This is a genomic window from Xanthomonas sp. WHRI 8393 (assembly GCF_040203315.1).
Lineage (GTDB): Bacteria > Pseudomonadota > Gammaproteobacteria > Xanthomonadales > Xanthomonadaceae > Xanthomonas > Xanthomonas arboricola.
Genome location: NZ_JBEGGL010000004.1, coordinates 316,163 through 342,593, shown reverse-complemented (window position 1 = coordinate 342,593; position 26,431 = coordinate 316,163). Strand labels below are relative to the sequence as shown.

At 66.7% G+C, this 26,431-nt stretch carries 19 protein-coding genes; 8 read left to right on the top strand and 11 right to left on the bottom strand.

Features of this window, described 5'->3' with window-relative positions; all coding sequences use genetic code 11:
* Positions 1-68: 68 nt before the first annotated feature.
* The 4 genes from ABQ137_RS15825 to xerD all read right to left on the bottom strand — a co-directional run bounded on the left by ABQ137_RS15825 (position 69) and on the right by xerD (position 11,134).
* On the bottom strand, positions 69-4,037 hold the full coding sequence (locus ABQ137_RS15825; protein ID WP_349783159.1) for a YadA-like family protein: 3,969 nt from the start codon (positions 4,035-4,037) through the stop codon (positions 69-71).
* A gap of 746 nt (positions 4,038-4,783) precedes the next feature.
* On the bottom strand, positions 4,784-8,833 hold the full coding sequence (purL, locus tag ABQ137_RS15820; RefSeq protein ID WP_349783157.1) for a phosphoribosylformylglycinamidine synthase: 4,050 nt from the start codon (positions 8,831-8,833) through the stop codon (positions 4,784-4,786).
* Positions 8,834-9,223: 390 nt separating this feature from the next.
* On the bottom strand, positions 9,224-10,027 hold the full coding sequence (locus ABQ137_RS15815; RefSeq protein ID WP_016902881.1) for a DsbC family protein: 804 nt from the start codon (positions 10,025-10,027) through the stop codon (positions 9,224-9,226).
* A 135-nt stretch (positions 10,028-10,162) separates the two neighbouring features.
* Positions 10,163-11,134: a site-specific tyrosine recombinase XerD gene (xerD, locus tag ABQ137_RS15810; RefSeq protein WP_046344346.1), complete on the bottom strand. Its 972-nt coding sequence runs from the start codon at positions 11,132-11,134 to the stop codon at positions 10,163-10,165.
* Positions 11,135-11,243: 109 nt separating this feature from the next.
* On the opposite strand from xerD, the gene ABQ137_RS15805 reads away from it, so the two are divergent.
* Positions 11,244-11,705, top strand: coding sequence for an RDD family protein (locus tag ABQ137_RS15805; protein WP_054592486.1), 462 nt, complete (start codon positions 11,244-11,246; stop codon positions 11,703-11,705).
* Positions 11,706-11,835: 130 nt separating this feature from the next.
* Here the strand turns inward: ABQ137_RS15805 and ABQ137_RS15800 are convergent, their stop codons facing one another.
* Genes ABQ137_RS15800 through lptF form a run of 3 tightly spaced genes read right to left on the bottom strand, consistent with a single transcriptional unit; the run spans position 11,836 to position 14,326 of the window.
* Positions 11,836-12,135, bottom strand: coding sequence for a hypothetical protein (locus ABQ137_RS15800; protein ID WP_054592485.1), 300 nt, complete (start codon positions 12,133-12,135; stop codon positions 11,836-11,838).
* Positions 12,136-12,140: 5 nt separating this feature from the next.
* Positions 12,141-13,247: an LPS export ABC transporter permease LptG gene (gene lptG, locus ABQ137_RS15795; protein WP_024939127.1), complete on the bottom strand. Its 1,107-nt coding sequence runs from the start codon at positions 13,245-13,247 to the stop codon at positions 12,141-12,143.
* Positions 13,244-14,326, bottom strand: a complete 1,083-nt coding sequence (lptF, locus tag ABQ137_RS15790) for an LPS export ABC transporter permease LptF (protein WP_039814671.1) — start codon at positions 14,324-14,326, stop codon at positions 13,244-13,246. Before lptF ends, lptG begins: the two co-directional genes overlap by 4 nt.
* A gap of 107 nt (positions 14,327-14,433) precedes the next feature.
* Between lptF and ABQ137_RS15785 the strand changes: the two genes are divergently transcribed.
* The 4 genes from ABQ137_RS15785 (at position 14,434) to ABQ137_RS15770 (ending at position 19,752) form a co-directional block, all read left to right on the top strand.
* Positions 14,434-15,906 (top strand): leucyl aminopeptidase, encoded by a 1,473-nt coding sequence (locus tag ABQ137_RS15785; protein ID WP_102251257.1) that lies wholly within the window; start codon positions 14,434-14,436, stop codon positions 15,904-15,906.
* Positions 15,906-16,277 carry a hypothetical protein gene (locus ABQ137_RS15780; protein WP_024939130.1) on the top strand — a complete coding sequence of 124 codons (372 nt, stop codon included), beginning with the start codon at positions 15,906-15,908 and terminating at the stop codon, positions 16,275-16,277. The genes ABQ137_RS15785 and ABQ137_RS15780 overlap by 1 nt, the downstream gene beginning before the upstream one ends.
* Positions 16,277-16,702 (top strand): DNA polymerase III subunit chi, encoded by a 426-nt coding sequence (locus ABQ137_RS15775; protein WP_016902887.1) that lies wholly within the window; start codon positions 16,277-16,279, stop codon positions 16,700-16,702. The genes ABQ137_RS15780 and ABQ137_RS15775 overlap by 1 nt, the downstream gene beginning before the upstream one ends.
* Positions 16,703-16,917: 215 nt before the next feature.
* Positions 16,918-19,752 (top strand): valine--tRNA ligase, encoded by a 2,835-nt coding sequence (locus tag ABQ137_RS15770; protein ID WP_349783153.1) that lies wholly within the window; start codon positions 16,918-16,920, stop codon positions 19,750-19,752.
* 85 nt (positions 19,753-19,837) lie between these two features.
* Here ABQ137_RS15770 and ABQ137_RS15765 read toward each other — a convergent pair whose 3' ends face one another.
* The 4 genes from ABQ137_RS15765 to pssA all read right to left on the bottom strand — a co-directional run bounded on the left by ABQ137_RS15765 (position 19,838) and on the right by pssA (position 23,489).
* Positions 19,838-20,971 carry a pectate lyase family protein gene (locus ABQ137_RS15765; RefSeq protein ID WP_024939132.1) on the bottom strand — a complete coding sequence of 378 codons (1,134 nt, stop codon included), beginning with the start codon at positions 20,969-20,971 and terminating at the stop codon, positions 19,838-19,840.
* Between the two features lie 798 nt (positions 20,972-21,769).
* Positions 21,770-22,252, bottom strand: a complete 483-nt coding sequence (gene rimI / locus ABQ137_RS15760; protein WP_024939133.1) for a ribosomal protein S18-alanine N-acetyltransferase — start codon at positions 22,250-22,252, stop codon at positions 21,770-21,772.
* Entirely contained in the window at positions 22,249-22,719 is a 471-nt protein-coding gene (locus ABQ137_RS15755) for an alanine acetyltransferase (RefSeq protein ID WP_046344356.1), read from the bottom strand. The genes rimI and ABQ137_RS15755 overlap by 4 nt, the downstream gene beginning before the upstream one ends.
* Positions 22,716-23,489 carry a CDP-diacylglycerol--serine O-phosphatidyltransferase gene (gene pssA, locus ABQ137_RS15750; protein ID WP_016902892.1) on the bottom strand — a complete coding sequence of 258 codons (774 nt, stop codon included), beginning with the start codon at positions 23,487-23,489 and terminating at the stop codon, positions 22,716-22,718. The genes ABQ137_RS15755 and pssA overlap by 4 nt, the downstream gene beginning before the upstream one ends.
* Before the next feature lie 120 nt (positions 23,490-23,609).
* Between pssA and ABQ137_RS15745 the strand changes: the two genes are divergently transcribed.
* The 3 genes from ABQ137_RS15745 to ABQ137_RS15735 all read left to right on the top strand — a co-directional run bounded on the left by ABQ137_RS15745 (position 23,610) and on the right by ABQ137_RS15735 (position 26,417).
* Positions 23,610-24,011 carry a DUF4124 domain-containing protein gene (locus ABQ137_RS15745; protein ID WP_024939135.1) on the top strand — a complete coding sequence of 134 codons (402 nt, stop codon included), beginning with the start codon at positions 23,610-23,612 and terminating at the stop codon, positions 24,009-24,011.
* Between the two features lie 114 nt (positions 24,012-24,125).
* Positions 24,126-25,820: a proline--tRNA ligase gene (locus ABQ137_RS15740; RefSeq protein WP_349783151.1), complete on the top strand. Its 1,695-nt coding sequence runs from the start codon at positions 24,126-24,128 to the stop codon at positions 25,818-25,820.
* 144 nt (positions 25,821-25,964) lie between these two features.
* Complete coding sequence (locus tag ABQ137_RS15735; RefSeq protein ID WP_102251252.1) at positions 25,965-26,417, top strand: H-NS histone family protein; 453 nt, start codon at positions 25,965-25,967, stop codon at positions 26,415-26,417.
* Positions 26,418-26,431: the final 14 nt, after the last annotated feature.

The following is a 26,431-nucleotide window of genomic DNA, read 5'->3' as shown; positions in this document are numbered from 1 at the left end:
AAGATGAAATGCAAATGAGTGAGCACGCAGCCGCCGCAAGCGCAGCCGCTGCGATGGCAAGACCTGCGCTACCAGCCGAAGCCGGCGCCCAGGCCGATCGACCGGTCGTCACCGCTGAGTGCGCCGCCCACCGTCAGGGTGGCGCGCGGGCTGATCGCACGCTGATAGCCCACCGACAACGCCGACTCGCCGTTCTGGAAACCGACGCCGGCACCGACGCGGTTCTGCGTGGCGATGCCACCGACGCTGGCGGCCATGTTCAACATCGCCGAGCTCATCGCACCCTGACGATCCAGGCGACGGTTCTGCCGACGCAGACGGTCTTCGATATCGCCCTGGTAGGTCTCGAAGCTGTCGGCCATCGCGTTGTAGCGGCTGTCGGTATAGCTGTTGGCCGCGGCAACGCCGTTGTCCAGCTGGCCCTTGTTGACCGCATCGGTGGCACGTGTGCCGGCGGCCACATTGGCCACCTGACGCTCGCCGCCGACGCTGCCCACCGACACCGTGTTGGCACGATCGGCAACCGACCCCTGCCCCAGCGCGACCGCACCTTGTGCACTGGCACGTGCGCCCTGTCCGATCGCCGTGCCGGAGGCCGCACTGACCTGCGCGCCCTCGCCCATCGCCACCGCGTTGGTCGCCACCGCGGCAATCTGCGTATTGGCGCCGACCGCGGTACTGCCATCGGCATTGACGCGTGCGTTGCTGCCGATCGCGGTGTCGTTGGGGCCATGCGCATACGCGCTGCCGCCGATCGCCGTGCCGGTCACGTGGTTGGCCACTGCGGCCGTGCCCACGGCGGTGGAGCTTGCAGCCGGGGTGATGCTGCCGACCGTTGCTGCGGTGGGCGTGCCTTGGAGCGCGTTGCTTGCAGCAAGCCCGCTCGCCGTTGCGGTGACGGAGGACACCGCGCTGTCGGCCACGCCGTCAATGGCCAGCGATGTCGACTGCAGGCCATCGGCTGTCGCATCTGCGGTAGTGGCGACAATCGAGGCGTCCGCAGCCGGGGCTGGCGCCGTTGCCGCACGCGCTGCAGCCGAACGCGCCGCAGCGCCAGGCGTCGCGGTACCACCACGCGCATCCAGCTCGCTGACCTTGCTGTCCAGCGCAGCCAGCGCCTCGCCCACATTGCGGTAACTGCTGCCCTGGATCACGTAGGTCGGCGCAACGAACACGCCCTGCGCACCGATCGCCGCGCCACCGCCGAGGAAGCTGGCGGCATTACTCAACGACTGGAACAGCTGGCCGCCGTTGATCGCCTCCAGGCTGGCATCGGCAATCGCGCCGGCGCCAACGTTGACGATGCGGCGCGTGGCCGGGCCGCCGCGGCCATTGCCGTTGCCCACCGACACCACGTTGGCCTCGTAGCTGCGCGAACCTGCGCCCAGCGCCACCGAATCGGCACCGCTGGCACCGGCATTGGCACCGAGTGCGACGGCATCACGGCCACCCTCGCGGGTAAACGCGTTGTAGCCCACTGCCAGACTGTTGTTGCCCAACGCATTTGATTGCACGCCCAATGCCACCGCCGCGCTGCCCGTTTCGCCGACGAACACGCCCACGTTGGCATTGCGCCCGATCGCGATCGCATCGGGCGCATCCGCCTTGGCGTTGCTTCCCAGCGCGATATTGTCGCCATAGAGGATCGACGTATTGGCACCGCTCCCGATCGCGATGCTCCTGCTGGAGGTGGCACGCGCGTCATAGCCGATGCCGATGCCCTCCGCGCCCTCGGCCGATGCCAATGCCCCCAGCGACACCGTGCGTGGAGCGAACGACGCGGCGCTATGGCCGATCGCCACCGCGTCGGTATTGTTGTCGTTGGAGAACACGTTGGCGTTGTAGCCAAGCGCAACGGCGTAATCGCCGTCGCTACGCGCACCGGCGCCAATGGCAACGCCACCGACCCGGAACGCACCCGCCGGCCTGAGCGAGGAGCTGATCAGCGACATGCCGCCGAGCGTCACGCTGCGCTCGCCGGCGGCAACCGCCAGACTGCCCACGGCAACACTGCTCTCGCCAAGACTGGAGGCATTGAAGCCCACCGCCGTGGTCATGCTCGCGTCGGCCCGCGCACCAAAACCGAAGGCCGACGCCGCCGTACTGCGCGCGGTCGAGAATGCGCCCACCGCGGTGGCAACATCATCCTGCGCACGTGCGCTGAATCCCGCCGCCATCGATTGCTCACCGCTGGCCGCTGCCCCCGTGCCGACCGCGGTGGCGAAGCTGCGCGTGGCAATCGCCCCGCTGCCCAGCGCCGCTGCGCCGCGCGCCTGGGCCAAGGTGGCCTGTTCCTGCGCACCGATGATGGAACCCGCCGCATCGAATACCGGCACGGACGCGACGCCACCCACTGCAACGGCCGAGGCATCGGCCGCGCTGGCGTTGCGGCCGACGGCCACGGCATCGCGCCCGAGTGCCAGACTGCCAGAGCCCAGCGCATTGGCACCATCGCCGATCGCGTTGCTGGCGCTCCCCAGCGCCAGCGCATTGAGTCCGTCGACATGGGCGGCGGCTTCGTCCGTATCGGTCTTGCCAATCGCCAGCGTGCTGTCGAGACGGTCGGCCACCGCACGCACGCTGTCGAGCTGGGCGACATTGACCGCATCGTTGGCCTCGGTGCCTGCCGCCACGCTGGTGATCTGCCGCGTCAGCCCCGCCTGCACATCGCCAACCGATACCGTATTGCTGCGGTTCGCGTAGGAATGTGCGCCCAGTGCGACGGCGCTGGAGGCAGAACGATTCCAGGCATCGTCGACAAAATCGCCCACACGCGCGCCATAGCCGATCGCCACCGCATCGATGCCATTGGTTTGGGAATCTGCACCGATCGCGGTGTTGTTGCCGTTGAACCACGAGGTGCCGGCACGTGCGCCCAGCGCGATGCTGTTTTCAGTGTAGGCGGTGCTGTCGTGACCGATCGAGATGCCACCATCGCCCATCGCCAAGGCGAAGCCACCCAGCGACACCGTGCGTGGCGCGAACGAACCGGCGCTGTGGCCGATCGCCACCGCATCGGTATTGCCTGGCGCATTGGGAAAGATGTTGGAATCGTAGCCAATGGCAATCGCATAATCGGACTGGCTCTGCGCACCAGCGCCGAGCGCGATGCCGCCTGTTCCCGTGGCAGCGGTGATCGAGCCGAAGTTGCTGATGCCACCGACCACCACGCTCTGCACGCCACTGGCCAATGCGGTATCGCCCACCGCAATACTGCTGCTGCCTTGGCTACGCGCCCGGTAACCGAAGGCCGTGGACGTGTCTCCGCTGGCACGCGAAATGTAGCCGCCGGCGGTGGAAAGAAAACCACTTGCCGTGGACAAACCGCCGATCGCGGTGGCGCCATCGTTGAAGGTCTGTGCGCGATAACCCACCGCCGCGCTCTGCACGCCAGTGGCGCTGGCGCCGCTGCCAACGGCGCTGGAAAACGGATCCCCAGCCACTGCACCGCCGCCGACGGCGGTGGCCCCCACACCGGACGCCTGCGTGGCCTGTTCGCGTTGCCCGATGACAAATCCGGATGCGTCGTAGTCGTAGACCGTTGCCACGCTGCCGACGGCGGTTGCCGATTCCCCTGCGGCCGACACGTTATGTCCGATCGCGGTGGCGTCGCGCTCCAATGCCAGGCTTCCGCCGCCGAACGCGCTGGTTCCATCGCCCAGCGCATTACTCGCATTGCCCAGTGCCAGCGCATCCTGCCCATCCGCAAACGCCGGTGCATCGGCATCGGCCGCAGGTGTTGCCGCTGCTCGCGCGCTCGCGATGGCAGGCGCGGCGCTGTCGCTTGTCGCCGCATCGGCGTCGCAACGCTGTTGGCCTTGAACCACCGTGCAAGGTGCAAGCGCGTCGGCTTGCGTGGTCGTGGCCTGGGCAACTCCAGCCACGCCGGCAAGCGCCAGCAGCAGTGCCGCCGCCAGCCTGCCGCGCGCATGCCCCGCAGATCGATATAGCGCTCGATTTCCCGCATCGCGGGCAAGCCTCACCGTTCGGCGATGAGCACGCTGCTCACCACCGGCATCCAATTGAATTCGCTTCATTACCGACTGACTCCCCATTGGTCTGGCATGTAAAAACCGACCACCGTGCGATTACATCGCACAGTCCCCCTGAGGTTTATCGAAAACGCACTCGTCCTGCTTCTGCAGCGGCAACTACCCGCGCAAAAGCATCCACGATCAATCCATAAAGTGCTGCAGAAACGCCATGAATCGAAGATTCATAACGTGTGCTGAATCTATTGAAAAACCAAAAGTTCAATTGAGATTGACGTCACACAAGCAGCATCACCAGATACTTCGACTAAATACCTAGTAGTTTTGATAGTTACTTAAAGTAAACCATGTTTCGACCTTCATTAAATGCAGTTCATCGCAACAGCGCCAATGCGACCGCAGGCGTTTACCTCCACCAGCAACGCATGCAACGTGATGGCGACAAGCCGTGTGCTGGCCGTAGGCCAGGCTGGAAAGCCGCGTTTTTCTCGAGTGTCCTGCCGCTGCGCGCGCTGCGTGCAAGGACGTGGCTGCCATTGGCAGCTGTTGCAGGCGAGCCCGGCTCCTTGGGAACCTGCAGTCGACCCAAACGCGGCCATGCATTTTCTTGCTCATAAAGCACCACGCATCGCCACGCCGCTCGCGGCAACGGTCGAAGGACTCGATACCACCGCAGGCCGTCGCGCAGCTCCGACACCGGAAACGACAACGGCCGTGTGCATCGCTGCAAACGGCCGTCCAATGACACGGTTGGTACGGCGCTTCAGCTCACGCCGCACACCTCCCTACCGTCAACCGCACCAGACCCGCGCGTTGCGGAACATGCGCAGCCACGGCGAATCCTCGCCCCAGTCGGCCGGGTGCCAGCTCAGGTTTGCCGTGCGCGGAGTGCGCTCCGGATGCGGCATCAGGATGGTGGCGCGGCCGTCGCTGCTGGTCAGGCCGGTGATGCCGTCCGGCGAGCCGTTCGGATTGAGCGGGTACTGCGATGCCACCGCGCCATCGCCATCGATGAAGCGCAGGGCCACACGGGCAGCCGCCTGATCCACCACGGTGTCGAACTCGGCACGGCCTTCGCCATGCGCCACCGCCACCGGGATCCGTGAGCCGGCCATGCCGCGCAGGAAGATCGACGGCGACTCCACCACCTCCAGCAAGGCGGTGCGCGCTTCGAACTGCTCGCTGCGATTGCGCAAAAAGCGCGGCCAATGCTCGGCACCGGGAATGATGTCCTTGAGCTGGCTGAGCATCTGGCAGCCGTTGCACACACCCAGCGCGAAGGTATCGCTGCGCGCAAAGAACGCGGCGAACGCATCGCGCAAGGCCGAGCGCTCCAGGATCGAGGTGGCCCAGCCACGGCCGGCACCCAGCACGTCGCCGTAGCTGAAGCCGCCACAGGCGGCAAACCCGGAGAACTGCGCCAGATCCACGCGGCCTTCGATCAGGTCGCTCATGTGCACGTCGAACGCACGGAAACCGGCGCGCTCGAAGTTGTAGGCCATCTCGATCTGCCCGTTGACGCCCTGCTCGCGCAGGATCGCCACCTTGGGCCGCGCACCGGTCGCCACGAACGGCGCGGCCACGTCTTCGGACGGGTCGAATACCAGCTTCGGACGCAATCCCGGCGCCTGGAAGTCGCGTGCCTGCGCGCGCTCCTCGTCGGCGGTTTCCGGGTTGTCGCGCAATTTCTGCATGGCGTGCGTCACCGACCACCAAGCATCGAACAATTCTTCCCAACGCCACTCGGCCAGCACCCGGCCCTGCCCGCTCACGCGGATACGCGGCGCGCCGGTGGGGCGTGCGATGCGCTGCGCGCACTCGGTCAGCGCATGCCGCTCGACCAAATCGGCAAACGCGGCGCGATCCTCGCTGGCGATCTGCACCACCGCGCCCAGTTCTTCGTTGAACAGGCTGCGGAATGCATCGTCGCCCCAGGCATCGAGGGTGATATCCAGGCCCTGCCGCGAGGCAAACGCCATCTCGCACAGCGCCGCAAACGCACCGCCATCGCTGCGGTCGTGGTACGCCAGCAACAGGCCGCTCTCGCGCGCCGCGCGGATCAGTTCAAAGAAGCTGCGCAGCCGCTGCGCATCGTCCAGATCCGGCACCTCGCCGCCGAACGCCGGCAATGCCGCAGCGTCGGCATACACCTGCGCCAGCACCGAACCGCCCAGGCGCTGCTTGCCGCCGCCCAACCCGATCAACCACAGCTCGCTCTCTTCGTCGCTGCGCAACAACGGCGTCAACTGCGTGCGCACATCGCCGACCGGCGCGAATGCACTGATGATCAGCGAGACCGGTGAAACGCTCTTGTGGGCGATGGGATTGGAGATTGGGGATTGGGGATTCGCAACGGCGGAAGGCTGCGGCGTTTCGCCATTCCCGATTCCCGATTCTCCATTCCCGACAACCCACTGCGCCTGCATCGACAGCGAGTCCTTGCCCACCGGCACGCTCAGTTCGAGTGCCGGGCACAGCTCCATGCCGATCGCGCGCACGGCGTCGTACAGCAAGGCGTCCTCGCCGGCGTGACCGGCGGCGGCCATCCAGTTGGCCGACAGCTTGATGCTGTCCAGCGTCTGCACCGGCGCGGCGCACAGGTTGGTGATCGCCTCGCCCACCGCCATGCGCGCCGATGCGGCGGCGTTCAACAACGCCAGCGGGGTGCGCTCGCCGATCGACATCGCCTCGCCGGCGAAGGTGTCGAAGCCGGCCAGGGTGATCGCGCAATCGGCCAGCGGCAGCTGCCACGGCCCGATCATCTGCTCGCGCGCGGTCAGGCCGCCCACGCTGCGGTCGCCGATGGTCACCAGAAAGCTCTTGGACGCCACCGTGGGATGCGCCAGCACGCGCAGGCCTGCCTGCTGCAGGTCCAGCGCGGCGGTCTGCAGCACCGGCCACTGCGGCACCGGCGGATGCACCGCATCGCGATGCATCTTCGGTGCCTTGCCGAAGAGCACATCCATCGGCAGGTCGATCGGGAGCGGGGATTGGGGATTGGGGATTGGGGATTGGTTGAAAGCAACGGCAGACCCGGCAACTGACGAATCGCTTTTGCGAATCTCCAATCCCGGCTCCCCAATCCCGTCCCCAAACACGCCATAGCCAACCACCAGCCGCTCCTCGGCCGTGGCCACGCCGACGGCGGCAAACGGGCAGCGTTCGCGCGCGCAGATGGCGGCGAATTCGTCCAGGCGTGCCTGCGGTACGCCCAGTACGTAGCGCTCCTGCGATTCGTTGCACCACAATTCCAGCGGCGACAGCGAGGGGTCGTCGGTGAGCACGCGGCCCAGGTCGATGATGCCGCCCACGCCGGAGTCGTGCAGCAACTCGGGGATGGCGTTGGACAGGCCGCCCGCGCCCACATCGTGGAACCAGCGGATCGGGTTGTCGCTGCCCAGCGCCACGCAGCGGTCGATGACCTCCTGGCAGCGGCGCTCCATCTCCGGGTTTTCGCGCTGCACGCTGGCGAAATCCAGCGCCTCGGCGCTGTCGCCGGCCGCCACCGAGCTGGCCGCACCGCCGCCCAGGCCGATCAGCATCGCCGGGCCGCCCAGCACGATCACCGCATCGCCGGGCTGCAGGCGCAGCTTCTCGACCTGATTGCGATCGATCGCGCCCAGGCCGCCGGCCAGCATGATCGGCTTGTCGTAGGCGCGGGTCAGGCCCTCACCTTCGGCAAGCTCGAAACTGCGGAAATAGCCGAGCAAGTTCGGCCGGCCGAATTCGTTGTTGAACGCGGCGCCGCCGAGCGGGCCGTCGAGCATGATGTCCAGCGCCGGAGCCATGCGCGGGTTGAGCGCGCGCGGCGCCTCCCACGGCTGCGGCAGGGTCGGGATGCGCAGGTGCGACACCGTGAACCCGGTCAGCCCGGCCTTGGGCTTGCCGCCGCGGCCGGTGGCGCCTTCGTCGCGGATCTCGCCACCGGCACCGGTGGCGGCGCCGGGAAACGGCGCGATCGCGGTCGGGTGGTTATGCGTTTCGACCTTGATCGCAAACGCCGACGGTAGCACCGCCTCGGCACGGTACTCGCCACTGGCCGGATCCGGGCGATAGCGCGCGGCCGGCACGCCTTCCACCACCGCCGCGTTGTCGCTGTAGGCCGACAAGGTGTGCTGCGGGGTCTGCTGGTGGGTGTGCTTGATCATGCGGAACAGCGAGCGTTCCTGCGGCTTGCCGTCGATGGTCCAGCTGGCATTGAAGATCTTGTGCCGGCAGTGCTCGGAATTGGCCTGGGCGAACATCATCAGCTCGACATCGGCCGGGTCGCGGCCCAGCTCGGCGAAGCGTTCGCGCAGGTAGTCGATCTCATCCTGCGCCAGCGCCAGACCGAGGTCGCGGTTGGCCTGTTCCAGCGCCGCCAGCGGCACGCGCTGCAACTGTCCGCGATCGGGCACGTTGAACAGCGCCTCGGCGGCCGCGGCCGAGCCGAGCAGCGACTGCGTCATCGGGTCGTGCAGCAGCTTGGCCACGGCGGCCTGCATCGCTTCGTCGGCCGGCCAGCCGGCCAGATCGATGCGGGTGCCGCGCTCCACGCGCTGGATCGGCTGCCCGGCCCCGCGCACCAGTTCGGTGGCCTTGCTCGACCACGGCGACAAGGTGCCCAGACGCGGCACCACATAGCGCGAGGAAGCATCCTCGGCCCGCGGCGCGGGGGCGGCTTCGGCCTGCAGGATCCGCTGCAAGGTGGCCTGGTCGGGCGCTTGCCCGGCCTCGGCGCGGATGAAGTACACGTGCCAGGCGCCGGTGATGCGCAGCGCGGGAACGAGGGTTTGCAGGCGGGTTTCGAGCCGAGCGCGGCGGAACGGCGAAAGGGCGGAAGCGCCCTCGAGGACCATCATGTCCGGGGAACCGTGTCAGAAACGGGGCTGCAGATTGTAACGGAGCTGATGCGTCGGCGCCGGACCCGGCGTGGGTGGGCCGCCGATCCGTGTGGTGATCATTCGCATAGCCCGGGCCGGATTCGGCGCGTTCCGGCCGATGCGGCAACGGCAAAAGCGGATGGCGATGCCGGCAGGGATTGTCGCGCCCAGCTGCCTTGGGGCCGGTCTCAGCGCGGTGGCAACGTCCGCAGCGCTAGCCACCACCGGTCCACCGTCGCTCTCACCGCATCAACCGTGCAGCCAGCCCGACCCTGAAACGCAGGAGGCCGGAATGCATGCATTCCGGCCTTCTGATCGATCACACCGACCGCCGCAGCGGCCAGCATCCCGGCTCCGCTGCCGGATACCTCAGCGGCTGCCGCCGGCAGTGCTGACCGCGCGCTTTTCCAGCGCCTCACGCAGCTGCGCCGGCGGCAGGTAGCCACCGAGCTGGGTGCCGTCCGGCGCAAAGATCGCCGGGGTGCCATTGACGCCCAGACGCTGGCCCAGCGTGTATTCCATGGACACCGGGTTCTTGCAGTCCTTGGCATTCACCGGCTGACCGGATTTGGCTGCGGTCAGGGCCTGCTTGCGGTCGGCGGCGCACCACACCGCGATCATTTCCTTGTGGTCCTGGCTGCCCAGGCCCATGCGCGGAAACGCCAGATATTCCACCGCGATCCCCTGCTTGTTGAGTTCGCCGATCTCGCTGTGCAGCTTGCGGCAGTAGCCGCATTCCACGTCGGTGAACACCGTCACGGTGTACTTGGGGTTTGCCGGTGCGAACACGATGCGGTCGGCCTTGGGCACTGTCTCCAGCTGCTTGCGGCGGTAGGCCAGCAGGCCCGGGCTGGCAGCGAACTGCTTGTTCTGGATGTCGAACGGCTGCGCCTGGATCAGGTAACGGCCGTCGTCGCTGACGTATAGCACCTGCCCGCCGACCACCACTTCGCGGAAGCCGGGAAACGGCGCGGCGCCGATGTAGTCCGGCTTGAAATCCGGATCCAGCGCCTTGAGCGCGACGCTCACACGCTGGTCCACATTGCCCGCAGCGGCGGGGGCAGCGGCGGCAGCTGGCTTGGCGCCGGCATTGCTTGCCGCAGGCTGCGAGGATTGCGCGCAGGCGGTAAGGCTGATTGCGCCCAGCAGCGCGGCGATGGCAAGACGATACATTCACGCATCCAGTGGAATGGGGTGCCTGGATTCTCGCACAGCGCAGATGAAGCCAGGCAGCGAGCGGGACGCTTTGTTTGCCGGCCGAGCCGCTGAATGGGCCGCGGGGGGATGCCGCTGCGCCTGCGACCGCAGTCAGCCGCGCGGATGATGGGCGGCGTGCAACTTCTGCAGGTGCTGACGCGCCACCAGGGTGTAGATCTGCGTGGTGGACAGCGAGCTGTGACCCAGCAGCATCTGCAGCGCGCGCAGGTCCGCACCGTGGTTGAGCAGATGGGTGGCAAAGCTGTGCCGCAGCCCGTGCGGGCTCACCGTGGCGGGGTCGATCCCGGCCACCGCCGCATAGCGTTTGACCAGCGCCCAGAACTGCTGGCGGCTGGGCGGCTGCCGTGCTGCATCGATGAACAACGGCACCTGCCCGTCCACTGCCGCCACCGCCTTGTGGCTGGCCAGCAGCGGGCGCGCCTGGCTCAGATACCGCTCCAGCCAGTGCTGGGACTCCTCGCCCAACGGGACCAGCCGCTCCTTGCTGCCCTTGCCGGTGACCCGCAGCACGCCCTGGCGCAGATTGACCCCCACCGCCGGCAGGTTGACCAGTTCGCTGACGCGCAGGCCGGCCGCATACATCAGCTCGAGCATTGCGCGGTCGCGCAGGCCCAGCGGCGTGTCGATCTCGGGCGCGGCCAACAGCGCCTCGATCTGCGTTTCGGTCAGCGCCTTGGGCAAGCTACGGGGCAACTTTGGTGGGTCGATCAGCGCCGTCGGGTCGTCGCTGCGTACCCCATCGCGCAGGCACAGCGCGTAGAACGCCCGCAGCGTCGACAATAGCCGCGCTGTGCTGCGTGGGGAGTAATTGGCCTGAGCGCGCCAGCGCAGATAGTCGAACAACGCCGCCCGATCGACACCCAGCAGGCCGCCGCCGGCACCGTCGCGCCAGCGCGCCAGGCCTTCCAGGTCGCGCCGGTAACTGTCCAGGGTCTGCCGTGCCACGCCCTGCTCGGCCCATAACCGGTCCAGGAAGCGTTCGATGGCGGCGGCATCGGCCGCCTGCACCGGGGGCAGGTGTTGCGCCAGTTGGCGACGTTCGGCGGGACTGCTGGCTGACATCGCAACAGCATAGAGCGTGACATGCGATTTGCGGCGCGCCGTGTTGGCCCGGCGCGGGATTGCCGCAGCGCGACGTTGCCCGATCGGCTGCGCCGGCTATGCTCGCGGCATGACCTCGCCCCCTTCACCGCGCAGCGCGCGACCGCCCGCCCTGGTGGTCTGGCGCCTGCTGGCCCTGTGCTACGACGCCTGGCCGGTCCTGGCGCTATGGATGCTGATCTCCGCCGCGTTCACGCTGGGCTTCACGCTTGCCGGGCACCCGGCCCGCGAAAACATCGCCCCCTTCAGCGGCTGGCAATGGCTGTTGTGGCTGTGCTGCTGGATCGCCGCCGGGGTGTACGCCACCGTCAGCTGGCGACGGGGTGGCCAGACCCTGGGCATGCGCCCGTGGCGGCTGTCGCTGGTCGGCCCGCAAGCCACCTGGCGCGCGCTCTGGGTCCGCTATGCCGTCGGCACACTGTCGCTGGCCTTGGCTGGCGCAGGATTCTGGTGGGCCTGGCTGGACCGCGACCGCCTGGCCTGGCACGACCGCGCCAGTGGCACCCGGCTGCAACGCACACCCAAACGCTGAAACGACCAGACCGGCCTCTTTCCGATCTCGACGGCAGGCGACAAAGGAGTGCGGCCGTCATGCGAAGCACCCACCAGGCAACTGCTCGCGTGCAGGCAGTTAACTGCGGCGAACCGAGACGGGTGTGGACTCAATGCCCGCGTGCCGAGGGGCGCTCAATCAGCCACTGCACGGCATAGCCAAACAGATACAGCGCCACCAGAAATGGCGGAACCAATAGCAGATAGCTGTGCACCCAGGGCATATCGGTCAACCAGGCGTCAGCACCCATGGCATCAAGCACAGTCAGCTGTGGTGTCAGCGGCAACTGCAGCAATACAAAATGGCCCTTGGGGTCGCCACCAGCGTCGCTGGCCGCCCACACGCATAGAGCAGTTCCAGCGACGTATAGCAGACAGAGCACGGTTCCGAACACGCTGAACCGACGCATCGGCGTCAGCTACTGCGCCGTCGGAACAGCCATGCCGACACGCCCAGCATCACCATCGGCGGCAGCGCGTAGGCGATGCGGTAATCCAGCTTGAGTGCGCCGGCCATGCGGCCGAAGAACAGCTGCAGCAGCCAAAACCCCAGCGCGAACAGGATGCCCAGGAACAGCCGCTTGCCCAGGCCGCCGCTACGCAGCGAACCGAACGAGAACGGAATCGCCGCCAGGCACAGCGCCAGGACGTTGAGCGGATAGAACCAACGGCTCCAGTACTGGTCTTCGTAGTCGCGCGCGTCCAAGCCGTTGCGGCGGCGGTACTCGATGCTCTGTTCCAGATCACGCGCGGACAGGTTGCGCGGCTTGGCCAGCCCGGCCGCCAGCGCCGCCGGGCTGAGCTGGGATTGCCACGGCAGCTCGGGGAAGGTTTCGCGCTGCACCGAGCGCTCCTGGAAGGTGTCGCGGCGCACCTGGCGCAGCGTCCAGGTCCCATTGCGGTTCTCGGCCAGTGCCGCATAGGTCAGCTGCTGCATGCGGCCGCTGGCATCGAGGTGGTACAGCCGCACATCGTGCAGGTCCAGCGCGGTGCCGCCGCCATCGAGCAGCTTTTCTTCGCCGCTGAGCGCATTGAGGAAGGTGTCGCCCTCGCGCGCCCACAGGCCGGAATAGCGCGAGCCGGCCATGTTGCTGTTGTAGCGGGCGCTGGTCTTGAGGGTATCGGCCTGGTTCTGGGCCCATGGCCCCACCGTCTCGCCACTGATCACCATGGTGGCGGTCAGCAGCGCCATGGCCGCCACCACCGAGGCCGACATACGCTTGCGCGACACGCCGAGCGCGCGCAGCGCGGTGAGCTCGGACGTTGCCGCCAGCTGGCCCAGGCCCATCAAGGCACCGATCACCGCCGCAGTGGGAAACAAGGTGTAGGCCCGGCGCGGCACGGTATAGGCCACGTAGGCCACCGCATGGCCAAAGCTGTAGCTGCCCTGGCCGATGCTTTTGGCCTCGCTGGCAAAGGCGTTGACCAGGTCCAGGCCCAGCAGCACCGCCCATGTCAGCAGCACGGTGAACAACACCGCACGCCCGATGTACCAGTCATGCACCCGCGGCATCAGCCTCATGCGCGCACCCTCGGCCGACGCACGCGGCCATCGCGCGCATACGCCCAGATCGCCACCGCCAGCAGCGGCAGGGTCAGCCACCACAGACCGAGCGCGGCCGGCGTCTTGCCATTGGCGATCCACTGGGTGCCGACGATCATCAGATTGGTGCCCACCATGTACGCCAGGAAGGCCAGCATGATCCGGCCATACCGCTGCTGCCGCGGCGCGCTGCGCGACAGCGGCAGGGTCAGCAGCGCGAAGGCCAGCGCCAGCAGTGGCGGCGCCAGGCGCTCATGCAGCTGCGCGCGCGCGGCCGGGCGCTGGTCCGACAGCAGCTGCGTGGTCCACATCACTTCTGGATCGTTGGCATCGTGCACCTGGGTCCGGTCGGGCAAGGCCACATCGTTGCTGGCGAACTTCATCAGGCGGTAGTCCAAGGTGTTGCCGGCGGCCGGGCCTTCGATGCGGTAGCCGTCCTCCAGGCGCAGATAACGGTCGGCCTTGCCTTCGAAGAACATCGCGCCGCGGTCGGCGGTGACCACATCGATGCGGTCGTCCTTCTGGCGCTGCATGAAGACCTTGCCCAGGCCCTTGCCGTCGGCCGAGATTGTGGTCAGGTACACCACGCCGCCACCGGACAGCGGGGTGAACTTGCCCGACTCCAGGCCGGCCATCACGATGCTGCGGTTGGCGTCTTCCAGCATGGTCTCGGCGGTGCGGCTGGCCCAGGGGCCCAGCCACAGCGAGCACAGCCCGATCACCACCACCACCGGCACCACCAGCATCAGCATCGGCCGCAACAGGCGCCGCGGGCCCACACCGATGGCGGTGATGACGGCCATTTCTGAATCGCGGTACAGCCGCGCCAGTGCCAATAACAGCCCCAGCATCAGCGCCAGCGGCAGGATGATCGGCAGATATGCAACGAATTGCAGGCCCACCTGAGACAGCAGCAAGCGAGCAGGGATGCGGCCGTCGGCGATATTGCCGAGGATATCCACCAGCACACCGCCGACGCTGACGACCAGCAGCACGATCAAGGTGGCCAGGAAGCTCTGGGTGAAATCGCTAAGCAGGTATCGATCGAGCTTCGGCATGGGGTGGGCTTGTTTTAAACTCTCGGATTCGTTCGCGGCGGCGCCAGCCTAGTCCGGTTGGCGTAAACAGCCCGCGATTGTACGGATTTGCCTACGGAATCTGATCAATGGCCCTGCAATTCACCCTGAACCAAGACGCGCCGGCAAGCGCCGCCGTCGACTGCATCGTGGTTGGCGTGTTCGCCGACAAGACCCTGTCGCCCGCCGCCCAGGCACTCGATAGCGCCAGCCAGGGCCGTCTGACGGCCCTGGTGGCACGCGGCGATGTGGCTGCCAAGACCGGCAGCACCAGCCTGTTGCACGATCTGCCCGGCGTCGCCGCCCCGCGCGTGCTGGTGGTCGGCCTGGGCGAGGCCGGCAAGTTCGGCGTGGCGCCGTACCTCAAGGCGGTGGGCGACGCGACCCGCGCGCTGAAGACCGGCCCGGTCGGCACCGCCCTGCTCACCCTGACCGAATTGCCGGTCAAGGCACGCGACAGCGCCTGGAACATCCGCCAGGCCATCATCGTCAGCGACCACGCCGCTTACCGTTACACCGCCACGCTGGGCAAGAAGAAGGTCGACGAGACCGGCCTGACCACGCTGGCGATCGCCGGCGACGACGCCCGCGCACTGGCCGTGGGCGTGGCCACCGCCGAGGGCGTGGAGTTCGCCCGCGAGCTGGGCAACCTGCCGCCGAACTACTGCACCCCGGCCTATCTGGCCGAGACCGCCGCCGCATTCGCCGGCAAGTTCCCCGGCGCCGAGGCCGAGATCCTGGACGAGACGCAGATGGAGTCGCTCGGCATGGGCTCGCTGCTATCGGTGGCGCGTGGCTCGGCCAACCGCCCGCGGCTGATCGTGCTGAAGTGGAACGGCGGCGGCGACGCGCGTCCCTACGTGCTGGTCGGCAAGGGCATCACCTTCGATACCGGCGGCGTCAACCTCAAGACGCAGGGCGGCATCGAGGAAATGAAGTACGACATGTGCGGCGGCGCCAACGTCATCGGCACCTTCGTGGCCACCGTCAAGGCCGAGCTGCCGATCAACCTGGTGGTGGTGGTGCCGGCGGTGGAGAACGCCATCGACGGCAATGCCTACCGCCCCTCCGACGTGATCACCAGCATGTCCGGCAAGACCATCGAGGTCGGCAACACCGACGCCGAAGGCCGCCTGATCCTGTGCGATGCGCTGACCTACGCCGAGCGCTTCAACCCCGAAGCATTGGTGGACGTGGCCACGCTGACCGGCGCCTGCATGGTGGCGCTGGGCCACCAGACCGCCGGCCTGATGAGCAAGCACGACGACCTGGCCAACGAACTGCTGGCCGCCGGCGAGCACGTGTTCGACCGCGCCTGGCGCCTGCCGCTGTGGGACGAGTACCAGGGCCTGCTGGATTCCACCTTCGCCGACGTCTACAACATCGGCGGCCGCTGGGGCGGCGCGATCACCGCCGGCTGCTTCCTGTCGCGCTTTACCGAGAACCAGCGCTGGGCGCATCTGGACATCGCCGGCGTCGCCAGCGACGAAGGCAAGCGCGGCATGGCCACCGGCCGCCCGGTGGGGCTGCTGACCCAGTGGTTGCTGGACCGCGCGGCCTGATGTCGCCACGCGCTGCACTGGCGCTGATTGCCGGCTTCTCCGTTGTGAACGGAGCAGCCAGCGCGGTGCCGGGCTGGACCAACCCCGGCATCGATCTGCTGTGGATCGTCATGCAGATTGTGCTGTTGTTTGTCTGGCTGGCGGCCGACAGCCGCCGGCTCGGCTACCGCCGGCCGGCCTGGATGAATATCGGCATCGTGGCGTTCGCCGTGCTGTTCCTGCCGGTGTATCTGTACCGTTCGCGCCCGCCGGGGCGCCGCCTGCGTGCATTCGGCGGCCTGCTGTTGGCCGTGCTCGGCTTTGCTGCGCTGTTCGTGGCCGCCGGCATGGCCACCGAATTCTTGCTCTCCTCCCGCTTTGTGACCGCCTGATGCCCCGTGCCGACTTCTACCTGATCGCCAAACCGCGCTTCCTCAACGAACCGCTGCGGCTGGTCTGCGAGCTAGCGCGCAAGGCCAACGACGCCAACCTGTCCACGCTGATCCTGGCGCGCGACGCCGCGCAGGCCGAGGCACTGGACGACCTGCTGTGGGCGTTCGACGACGAGGCCTACATCCCGCACCAGATTGCCGGCACCGACGAGGAAGACGAACTGGCGCCGGTGCTGATCGCCGCGCCGGAGTTCGATGCCCCCTCGCGCCCGCTGGTGATCAACCTGCGCGACGACCCCTACCTGGGCGCCTGCGACCGCGTACTGGAAGTCGTCCCGGCCGACCCCGCCGCCCGCGAACCGCTGCGCGAGCGCTGGAAGCAGTACAAGGCCCTGGGCCTGGAACTGACCAAATACGACATGTGAGTGGGCGGGGATTGGGGAGTCGGGATTGGGGATTGGCAAAAGCAGGTTTTTTGCGCATCCCAGGGCTGCATCCAACGACGAATCCGCAATAGCCGATCTTCGCTCCACCGCACCACCGCACCACCGCTGATGTTGATGAGTGGATTGCCAGTGCTTCTCGCCGGCCCCATGACGCAACCAATCCCGAATCCCGAACAACGAATCGCCGCCTCTCTATGACCACCCTCGCCTCCAGCTACGAACCCTCTTCCTTCGAATCGCGCCTGTACGCGCAGTGGGAGGCGGCCGGTTATTTCGTGCCGTCCGGCAAGGGTGAGCCGTATACCGTGCTGCTGCCGCCGCCGAATGTGACCGGGACGCTGCACATGGGCCATGCGTTCCAGCAGACACTGATGGACGCGTTGGTGCGTTATCACCGCATGCGCGGCTTCGATACGCTGTGGCAGGTGGGCACCGACCACGCCGGCATCGCCACCGAGATGGTGGTGTCGCGCAACCTGGCCCTGGAAGGCAACGGCGAAACACGCGACTCGCTGGGGCGCGAGGGCTTCATCGCCAAGGTGTGGGAATGGAAGGCCGAGTCCGGCGACACCATCGAGCGCCAGATGCGCCGGCTGGGCACCTCCAGCGACTGGTCGCGCAGCACCTTCACCATGGACCCGCAGCCGTCGGCCGCGGTCAACGAAGCCTTCGTGCGCTGGTACGAGCAGGGCCTGATCTATCGCGGCCAGCGCCTGGTCAACTGGGACCCGGTGCTGAAGACCGCGATCTCCGACCTGGAAGTGGAAAACGTCGAAGAAGACGGCTTCCTGTGGTCGATCCGCTACCCGCTGGCCGACGGCGTGACCTACGAGCACGTCGAACACGATACCGACGGCGTCGAGACGCTGCGCGAAACCCGCGATTACCTGGTGGTCGCCACCACGCGCCCGGAAACCATGCTGGGCGATACCGCAGTGATGGTGCATCCGGAAGATCCGCGCTACGCCACGCTGCACAGCGCCCGCATCGTGCTGCCGCTGACCGGCCGGCAGGTGCCAGTGATCACCGACGATTATGTCGACCGCGCCTTCGGCACCGGCGTGGTCAAGGTCACGCCTGCGCATGACTTCAACGATTACCAGGTGGGCGTGCGACATGACCTGCCGCTGATCAATCTGTTCACCGTCACCGCCACCATCAACGAGAATGCGCCGGAGCGTTATCGCGGCCTGGATCGTTATGACGCACGCAAGCTGGTGCTGTCGGAACTGGAAGACCTGGGCGTATTGGTCGAAACCAAGCCACACAAGCTGCAGGTGCCGCGCGGCGATCGCACCGGCCAGGTGATCGAGCCCTATCTGACCGACCAGTGGTTCGTGAAGATGGACGCGCTGGCCAGGCGCGGCCTGGAGCTGGTCGAAAGCGGCCAGGTCAAATTCGTGCCGCCGAACTGGATCAACACCTATCGCCACTGGATGGAGAACATCCAGGACTGGTGCATCAGCCGTCAGCTGTGGTGGGGCCATCGCATCCCGGCGTGGTTCGACGAGGCAGGCAAGTGCTATGTCGGCCACGACGAAGCCGAGGTGCGCGCGAAACACGTCCTGGGTGCCGACGTCGCGCTGCACCAGGACAGTGACGTGCTGGAAACCTGGTTCTCCTCGCAACTGTGGCCGTTCTCCACGCTGGGCTGGCCGGATGCGAACGCGATGGCCGAGCGCGGCTTCGAGCGCTACCTGCCGTCGTCGGTGCTGGTCACCGGCTTCGACATCATCTTCTTCTGGGTGGCGCGCATGATCATGGCCACCGACAGCTTCACCGGCCAGGTGCCGTTCCGCGATGTCTACATCACCGGCCTGATCCGCGATGCGCAGGGCCAGAAGATGTCCAAGTCCAAGGGCAACGTGCTCGATCCGCTGGACATCATCGACGGCATCAGCATCGAAGACCTGGTGGCCAAGCGCACCAACGGGCTGATGCAGCCGCGCATGGCCGAGAAGATCGAAAAGGCCACGCGCAAGGAATTCCCGGACGGCATCATCGCCCACGGTGCAGACGCGCTGCGCTTCACCATCGCCGCACTCGCCACGCACGGCCGCGACATCAAGTTCGATCTCGGCCGCGCCGAAGGCTACAAGAATTTCTGCAACAAGCTGTGGAATGCCACGCGCTTTGTGTTGATGAATACCGAGGGCACGCGCTTTGCCGGCGTGCCGCAGCCGCGCACCGAAGCCGAGCAATGGATTCTGGCGCGCCTGGACAAGGTCACTGCCGAAACCCACGCGCACTACGCCAACTACCGCTTCGATCTGCTCGCGCAATCGCTGTACGAGTTCGCCTGGAATGCGTTCTGCGACTGGTTCGTCGAACTGGCCAAGCCCGCGCTCAATGGTCAGGACAGCGAAGCTGCCGCCAGCACGCGGCACACCCTGCTCCATGTGCTCGAAGCGCTGCTGCGCCTGCTGCACCCGCTTGTTCCCTTCGTCACCGAAGAACTGTGGCAGCAGGTCGCACCGCGCCTGGGCATCACCGCCGCCACGATCTCGCTGCAGGCATTCCCGCAGGCAGGCGATATCGATACCGCCAGCTACGCCGGCGCAGAGGCCGATGTCGAATGGCTGAAGTCGATGGTGTCGGCCCTGCGTCGTGTGCGCAGCGAGTTGAACGTACCGCCGTCCAAACAGGTACGCCTGCTGCTGCAGGCCGGCACTGCCGACGATCGCACCCGTATTGGCCGCTTTGCCTCGCAGCTGTCGTTCCTGCTCAAGCTCGAAGCGATCGACTGGCTGGAGGCCGGCCAGGACACCCCGCCGTCGGCCACGGCCATCGTCGGTGAGCTGACCCTGCTGGTGCCGCTGGAAGGCCTGGTCGACATGGATGCCGAACGCACGCGCCTGGACAAGGAAATCAAGCGCGTGGAAGGCGAGATCGGCAAGTGCAATGGCAAGCTGGGCAACGCCACCTTCGTGCAGAACGCACCGGCCGTGGTGGTCGAACAGGAGCGTGCGCGCCTGAACGACTGGACCACGCAGCTGACCGGCCTGCGCGAGCAACGCGCCAAGATCTAACGCCGCCAAAACGCACAACGCCCGCAGTGTTGCGGGCGTTGCGGAAACAGATGCAACGCTGCATGCGTTGCATGTGGCAGACGCCTTACAGCTTGCCTGCGCCGGCTTTTGCCTTGACGTCCGCAGCGACCTTGTCGGCCGACAGCAGGCTATAGGTGTACGGCGGGGTCCAACCGATGTTGCTATTCCACGAGCAGGTCAGTGCCTTGCCGTTGAGCAGTGAGCCCTGGTCGCGGTACACGCTGCCGCCGTAATCGGCCGCAATCTTGTCGCAGCTGCTCACCCCACTGATGTCGAACACGTTGCGCTCGGAGAAGATCTTGGACTCCTTGCCCACGCCGTGCGCGTGCGAGAACGGGTAGACCTTATTGCTGGTGCTGCCGACGTGGTAGTTGTTGTACAGGTGCACCTGGCCGAAGCGCACCCGCGGCGCGCGTGCGGAAATGTTCTCGAACAAGGTGTTGTGGATGGTCACCTTGAGCTTGCCGCTGTCGGTGCTGGAGGCGCTGTCGCTGGAGCCGATCAGGTCGTTCTTCTCGTGCGACTTGAACGCCGAGTAGGAAATGGTGACGAAGTTGGCGCCCTTCTTGACGTCCATCGCACCGTCATGATGCTGCTTGGGGCGTCCGTTGGCGGTGCCGTTCTGATCGTCGGTGCGGCGACCGTCGGTGAAGGTGACATGGTCCACCCACACATTGGTCGCACCCTCGACCGTGAGACCGTCGTACTCGGAATTCCAGTTGCCGGCACTGCCGTCATCCGGGTCCCAGACCGGCTCCGGATCCCACGGATTTTCGATGGTGATGTTGCGGATGATGACGTCGTTGGCCTTGACGTAGAAATAGCCTTCGCGAATTTCCGCGTTGCTGGTGATGCCGATCAGCGTGGTCTTGGTCGGGATGTCCAGCCGCGCGCGGCTCTTCATATCCGAGGTCGTGGTGTACGGCTTGCCCTCGCTGACATCGATGATGCCGCTGATCTTGATGATGCGCCCGTTGCTGCCCACGCTGGCTTTCAGCGCACTCTTCAGCTCGGCGGCAGTCTTGACCGTGTAGATGTTGGCAGCGGCCGCCTTGGAGCCGCCCTTGGTTCCCCCGTTCTGGGTTGCCCAACCAGTGGTTGCAACTTCCAGTGCAGGATCGGCGCAGGCAACGCCAACGACCAGCAACGACCCGACAAACAGCGACGCGGCGGCCGCCGTTGAAAATTTCGGCTTCATCTTGATGTCTCCCTCGGATGGGTTCGATGCGCCGCGCGGCGGCACACCCCTCGTCTAGCAGGCGCGGAACATACTTTTCATCTCTGTAATGTTCAGTTCCGCGACGCCGATACTAGGAGCATCGCAATGGCTTGTATCTAGCCGATGCATCGATGTGCACGCGCAGTCACGCAAACGGTTGCGGGACACGCAAGAGAAGACAAAACGCTGTAATCAAGACACGTGGAGACAGTCGCTAGGACACTGCAGTGCAGCATGATCTGCAGCGCAGTACAGACGGGCGCGGGTCCAGCACGGTGTGCCACCACGCTCACAGACCTGCATGTTTTTTTGACGCGCACAGCGGCCGCAATGCGCTCTAGCGCCTTCGAGCGGCATCTCGCATGCGAGGACGCAACCGGTCACGTCACCGAAAAGAGAAATGCAAGATGGCGAAAGAATCACCATGATGTGTGCGAGCACGTCATGCCAGATGGCGGCGCGCGAGCGGCCGACGCACGCGGTGCGTCAGGAACGATGTGCGCCTTGCTGCGATCGATTGCAGTGACGCGCAAGGGCGCTGCTCACGGCATCGGCGATTGCCTGTTTACCCGATCGTCTGCTGTAACGACGAAGCCGCAGCTGCCGTGAGGCAGCGCAGTGCCGGCGCAATCGTCCGCCCGCGACGCAAGCGCCGGGCGGAATATCTGCGGGTCGTCAGGCCCCTACCAAGGCAAACGCGCGGCGCCTGTCAGGTGAGTGGCTGACAGTGCCAGCCGGACGTGCGCGAACGCTCCCATCAGCAACCGCCGATGCCGCTCAGGAAAACCCTTCGAAGGACAACTCGATCGCCATCACCAACGCATCTTCGCGGCCGGTGTTGGAGGGGTAGTAGCGTGGGCGCCGTCCGATTTCATTGAAGCCTTCGGAGTGATACAGCGCAATCGCCGACGGGTTGGACGGGCGCACTTCCAGAAACGCCCGCCGCGCGCCGCGATCGCAGGCGCCCTTGATCAGCGCGCGCAACAGCACCCGGCCATGCCCCTGGGATTGCGCCTCCGGTGCGATGCAGACATTGAGCACGTGCGCTTCGTCGGCGGCGATGCTGATCACCCCGTAGCCAATGACCTGCCCGCCCTGCTCCATCACCCAGCCCGGATAGCCGGCCTGCAGGCAGTCGCGAAAGATGCTGCGCGTCCACGGAAACGGATAGGCGCGGTGTTCGATCTCCATCACCACATCCAGATCGCTCTCGCGCATGGCGCGTAGCGAGGTGGGCAGCGGCACGTTCAAGGCGCTCATGCCGGATCCCGACGCCGCCGCAGCGCACGCAGTTGCGGCCACAGCGCGCGCTTGGCCGCCGGGTTGCCGCGCAACTCGGCCAGCGGCCAGGATGCCATCAAGGCCTGGGTATTCGGATCGCCTGGATTGCAGCCGGAGGCGCGCAGCAATGCCATCTGCAGGCGATCGGGCATGCCGACCCGGCTGCGCCGCTGCGGCGCTGCCGATGGCGCAGTCGTGACCGCAGACGGCGCGTCGGCCGGCGCAGCGGGTGCGCTGCGCCGGACCACAGGCGGCGCCGCGGGTGGCGGCATCGACGGCGCGCGCTCCACGCGTGACGGTGCAGCCGCCGCCGGCGCATGCTCGCTCGTCTCGTCAGGTGCCGCCGCGTCCACGGCGTCGCGGTCCAGATACACGGTGTGCCCCAACGCCTGCAGATAAGACACCTGCAGATCGGACCACATCGGCTCGGAGGCCAATTGACTCATGGCAACTCGGGCGTGCGCCGCCAGCGCCGCCACAGCCACATCACCGGGCCGGACAGCGCATACAGCACGCCGATCACCAGCAGCGAACGGGCCAGATCGATCACCAGCAACGCGATCACCACCGTGGCGATCGCCAGCGCCAGGAACGGCACACGGTCGGCGCGCGGACCACGCGCGCCGCCCTTGAAACTCCAGAACCGGATCCGGCTGACCATCAGCAAGGCCGCCACCACGGTGACCGCCAGCGCTAGGTAACGCAGCTGCTCGCCGTCGAAGCCCAGGCTATCGTCGGCAAAGGCCCAGACGAAGGACATCATCAGGCCGGCGGCCGCCGGGCTGGCCAGGCCGATGAACCAGCGCTTGTCGACCACGCCGACCTGCGTGTTGAAGCGCGCCAGCCGCAGCGCCGCGCAGGCCGCATACAGAAAGGCGGCCGACCAGCCGACCCGACCCATCACGTTGCTGTCGTACTTCAATGCCGACAGCGACCAGTGGTACATCACCAACGCCGGGGCCATGCCGAAGCTGACCAGGTCGGCCAGCGAGTCGTACTGCACGCCGAATTCGCTGCTGGTATTGGTCAGGCGCGCGACCCGGCCGTCCAGCCCGTCCATCACCGCGGCCACGAACACCGCCATGGCGGCCTGGACGAATTGCCCATTGGCGGCGGCGATGATGGCGTAGAAACCGGAAAACAGCCCGGCGGTGGTGAACAGGTTCGGCAGCAGGTAAATCGTGCGCGAGCGCGGGGGCGGTCTCATCTCATCCATCCGGCAAGTGTAGGGCCTGAGGTCCGTCCGGCGGTAGCGCGCCTGTGCGCCTGCAGCGTCACTTGCCAGCGCGGGCCGCGGATGCTGCAATCGCCGCGGGAATCATCCAGGGGAAGCCACATGCACCTGTCGTCCGGGCTTTGCGCCCTGCTGATGCTGGCCAGCGCCGCCGCCGGCGCGACCGATCTGTATAAATGGAAGGACGCCAAGGGCGTCACCCACTACACCGAAACCCCGCCACCGGCCGGCCAGCGCTACGAAGCGCGCCGGATCGATGCGCGCAGCGGCACCGCTGCCATCGCCGCGCCGGAAACCACCACGCCCGAATCGGCCGACTGCCTGACCGCACGCCGCAACCTGGAACTGCTCAGCGGCAAGGGCGAGGTCACCATGGGCGCCGGCGCCGACGGCAAGCCCGGCACCCCGCTGGACCCGGACGCACGCGCGGCGCAGCGCAATCTCGCCGAGGCGGCGGCCAAGGCCTATTGCAAGCCGGCAGCGAGCGGCAATCCGGCCACCTGAGCCGGCGCGGGACCGGCCTCAGGCCGGTCCCGGCATCCGGCCGATCGGCCGGTGCCCCTGACCGGCAGGGCGCGAGACTGGCAAACTATGGGCTTTCCGCCCAAGCGAAGCCCGATGCGTCTTTCCCAGTTCCACCTGCACACCACCAAGGAAACCCCGGCCGACGCCGAGCTGGTCAGCCACCGTCTGATGCTGCGCGCGGGCATGATCCGCAAGCTGGCCTCCGGGCTGTACACCTGGTCGCCACTGGGTCTGCGTGTGCTGCGCAAGGTCGAGGCTATCGTGCGCGAGGAGATGAACCGCGCCGGGGCGGTGGAAGTGCTGTTCCCCACCATCCAGCCGCGCGAGCTGTGGGACGCCACCGGCCGCTGGGAGAAGTTCGGCGGGCAGTTGCTCAAGATCAAGGATCGCAAGGAGCAGGAGTTCTGCTACAGCCCGACCGCCGAAGAGGCCGCGGCCGAATTCGCGCGCCAGGAGATCAACAGCTACAAGCAGCTGCCGCTGAACTTCTACCAGATCCAGACCAAGTTCCGCGATGAGATCCGCCCGCGCTTCGGGGTGATGCGCGCGCGCGAATTCCTGATGAAGGATGCCTATTCCTTCCATCTCACCGATGCCGACATGGCGCGGGAATACGACAACATGCGCGCGGCCTATACCCGCATCTTCACCCGGCTGGGGCTGGAATTCCGCGCCGTGCAGGCCGACTCCGGCGCCATCGGCGGCGACGCCTCGCAGGAATTCCACGTCATCGCCGCCTCCGGCGAGGACTCGCTGGCGTTCTCCACCGGCTCCGATTACGCCGCCAACGTGGAAACCGCCAGCGCCGCCCTGCCCGCCCCGCGCGCTGCGGCTGGCGAGGCAATGCGCCAGGTCGCAACGCCCACCCAGAAGACCTGCGAAGACGTCGCCCAGTTGCTGGGCATCGCGCTGCAGCGCACGGTCAAGTCGGTGGCGGTGATGACCGAAGCCGGCTTCGTGCTGGTGCTGGTGCGCGGCGATCATGCCGTCAACGAGATCAAGCTTGGCAAGGTCGCCGGCCTGGCTGGTTACCGCCTGGCCAACGAAACCGAAATCCGCGACCACCTCGGCTGCGAGCCGGGCTTTCTGGGTCCGATCAATACCGCCCGCCCGGTGCGCGTGGTGGCAGATCGCGATGTCGCGGCGCTGGCCGATTTCGTGGTCGGCGCCAATGTGCCCGGCGTGCACCTGGTGGGCGTCAACTGGGGCCGCGACCTGCCGGAACCGGAAACCGTTGCCGATGTGCGCAACGTCATCGACGGCGAACGTGCGGCCGACGGCGGCGAGCTGCGGCTGGCCCGCGGCATCGAGGTGGGGCATGTGTTCCAGCTCGGCAGCCAGTATGCGCAGGCATTGCAGGCCATCGTGATCGACGAGAACGGCAAGCCCGCAGTGATGAAGATGGGCTGCTACGGCATCGGCATATCGCGCATCGTGGCCGCGGCGATCGAGCAGAATCACGACGATGCCGGCATCATCTGGCCCGCGCCGATGGCACCGTGGCAGGTGGTGGTCTGCATCATCAACCCCAAGCAGGATGCGCAGGTGATTGCCGCCGCTCAGGCATTGCTGGACGAATTGCTTGCCGCAGGCATTGAAGCGGCGCTGGACGATCGCGGCCTGCGCCCGGGTGCGATGTTTGCCGATATGGAACTGCTGGGCATTCCGCATCGGGTGGTGGTCTCCGAACGCGGATTGGCCGCCGCTACCTTTGAATATCGTGCCCGTACTGCGGAAGCAGCAGAAAACCTGGATAAGGCCGGATTATTCTCCCGCCTGGGTCGTTGATCAAATCACCCGAAACTACTTCGATTAGATGAACACAATGCGCCGGAGTATTTCGGCGCATTTGTCACCCGGGTTTTCTGACATTATGATGGCCAGCGCTGCCACGGACCGGCATTCTTTTCTCTCTCATCTTCCGGAGTAGTGATGTCGATCGATCTTAGCGGCCTGTCGGCCAAGCAATTGGGTGCCCTGATCAAAAACGCGAAAAAGCAGCAGACCGTGGTTGCCAAGCGCGCCCCGATTGCCAAGGTCCGCACGCAGCTGACCCGCGCGGCAAAAGCCCAGGGTTATTCCATCGAAGAATTGTTTGGCGCCAGCGCCGGTGCGGGCCGTTCGGCTGCCGCTGCCAAGCCGGGTCCGCGCGCCGGCCGCAAGCTGGGCAAGGTTGCGCCGAAATATCGCAACCCCGCCAATCCCCAGGAAGCCTGGACCGGCCGCGGCAAGCAGCCGCGTTGGCTGGCTGAACTGACCGCCGCCGGCAAGAAGGTCGAAGACTTTCTGATCAGCAAGGTCAGCGCCAAGAAGACCCCGGCCAAGAAGGCCGCGCCGCGCAAAGCCGCCACCAAGCGCGCGACCAAGAAGCCCAAGGCGGCTTGATTGTTACCAATAAA

Bases quoted from the DNA above. Each gene is read 5' to 3' on its own strand.
- ABQ137_RS15825 (WP_349783159.1), bottom strand. From the start codon at position 4,037: ATGAAGCGAATTCAATTGGATGCCGGTGGTGAGCAGCGTGCTCATCGC.
- purL (WP_349783157.1), bottom strand. From the start codon at position 8,833: ATGATGGTCCTCGAGGGCGCTTCCGCCCTTTCGCCGTTCCGCCGCGCT.
- ABQ137_RS15815 (WP_016902881.1), bottom strand. From the start codon at position 10,027: ATGTATCGTCTTGCCATCGCCGCGCTGCTGGGCGCAATCAGCCTTACC.
- xerD (WP_046344346.1), bottom strand. From the start codon at position 11,134: ATGTCAGCCAGCAGTCCCGCCGAACGTCGCCAACTGGCGCAACACCTG.
- ABQ137_RS15805 (WP_054592486.1), top strand. From the start codon at position 11,244: ATGACCTCGCCCCCTTCACCGCGCAGCGCGCGACCGCCCGCCCTGGTG.
- ABQ137_RS15800 (WP_054592485.1), bottom strand. From the start codon at position 12,135: ATGCGTCGGTTCAGCGTGTTCGGAACCGTGCTCTGTCTGCTATACGTC.
- lptG (WP_024939127.1), bottom strand. From the start codon at position 13,247: ATGAGGCTGATGCCGCGGGTGCATGACTGGTACATCGGGCGTGCGGTG.
- lptF (WP_039814671.1), bottom strand. From the start codon at position 14,326: ATGCCGAAGCTCGATCGATACCTGCTTAGCGATTTCACCCAGAGCTTC.
- ABQ137_RS15785 (WP_102251257.1), top strand. From the start codon at position 14,434: ATGGCCCTGCAATTCACCCTGAACCAAGACGCGCCGGCAAGCGCCGCC.
- ABQ137_RS15780 (WP_024939130.1), top strand. From the start codon at position 15,906: ATGTCGCCACGCGCTGCACTGGCGCTGATTGCCGGCTTCTCCGTTGTG.
- ABQ137_RS15775 (WP_016902887.1), top strand. From the start codon at position 16,277: ATGCCCCGTGCCGACTTCTACCTGATCGCCAAACCGCGCTTCCTCAAC.
- ABQ137_RS15770 (WP_349783153.1), top strand. From the start codon at position 16,918: ATGACCACCCTCGCCTCCAGCTACGAACCCTCTTCCTTCGAATCGCGC.
- ABQ137_RS15765 (WP_024939132.1), bottom strand. From the start codon at position 20,971: ATGAAGCCGAAATTTTCAACGGCGGCCGCCGCGTCGCTGTTTGTCGGG.
- rimI (WP_024939133.1), bottom strand. From the start codon at position 22,252: ATGAGCGCCTTGAACGTGCCGCTGCCCACCTCGCTACGCGCCATGCGC.
- ABQ137_RS15755 (WP_046344356.1), bottom strand. From the start codon at position 22,719: ATGAGTCAATTGGCCTCCGAGCCGATGTGGTCCGATCTGCAGGTGTCT.
- pssA (WP_016902892.1), bottom strand. From the start codon at position 23,489: ATGGATGAGATGAGACCGCCCCCGCGCTCGCGCACGATTTACCTGCTG.
- ABQ137_RS15745 (WP_024939135.1), top strand. From the start codon at position 23,610: ATGCACCTGTCGTCCGGGCTTTGCGCCCTGCTGATGCTGGCCAGCGCC.
- ABQ137_RS15740 (WP_349783151.1), top strand. From the start codon at position 24,126: ATGCGTCTTTCCCAGTTCCACCTGCACACCACCAAGGAAACCCCGGCC.
- ABQ137_RS15735 (WP_102251252.1), top strand. From the start codon at position 25,965: ATGTCGATCGATCTTAGCGGCCTGTCGGCCAAGCAATTGGGTGCCCTG.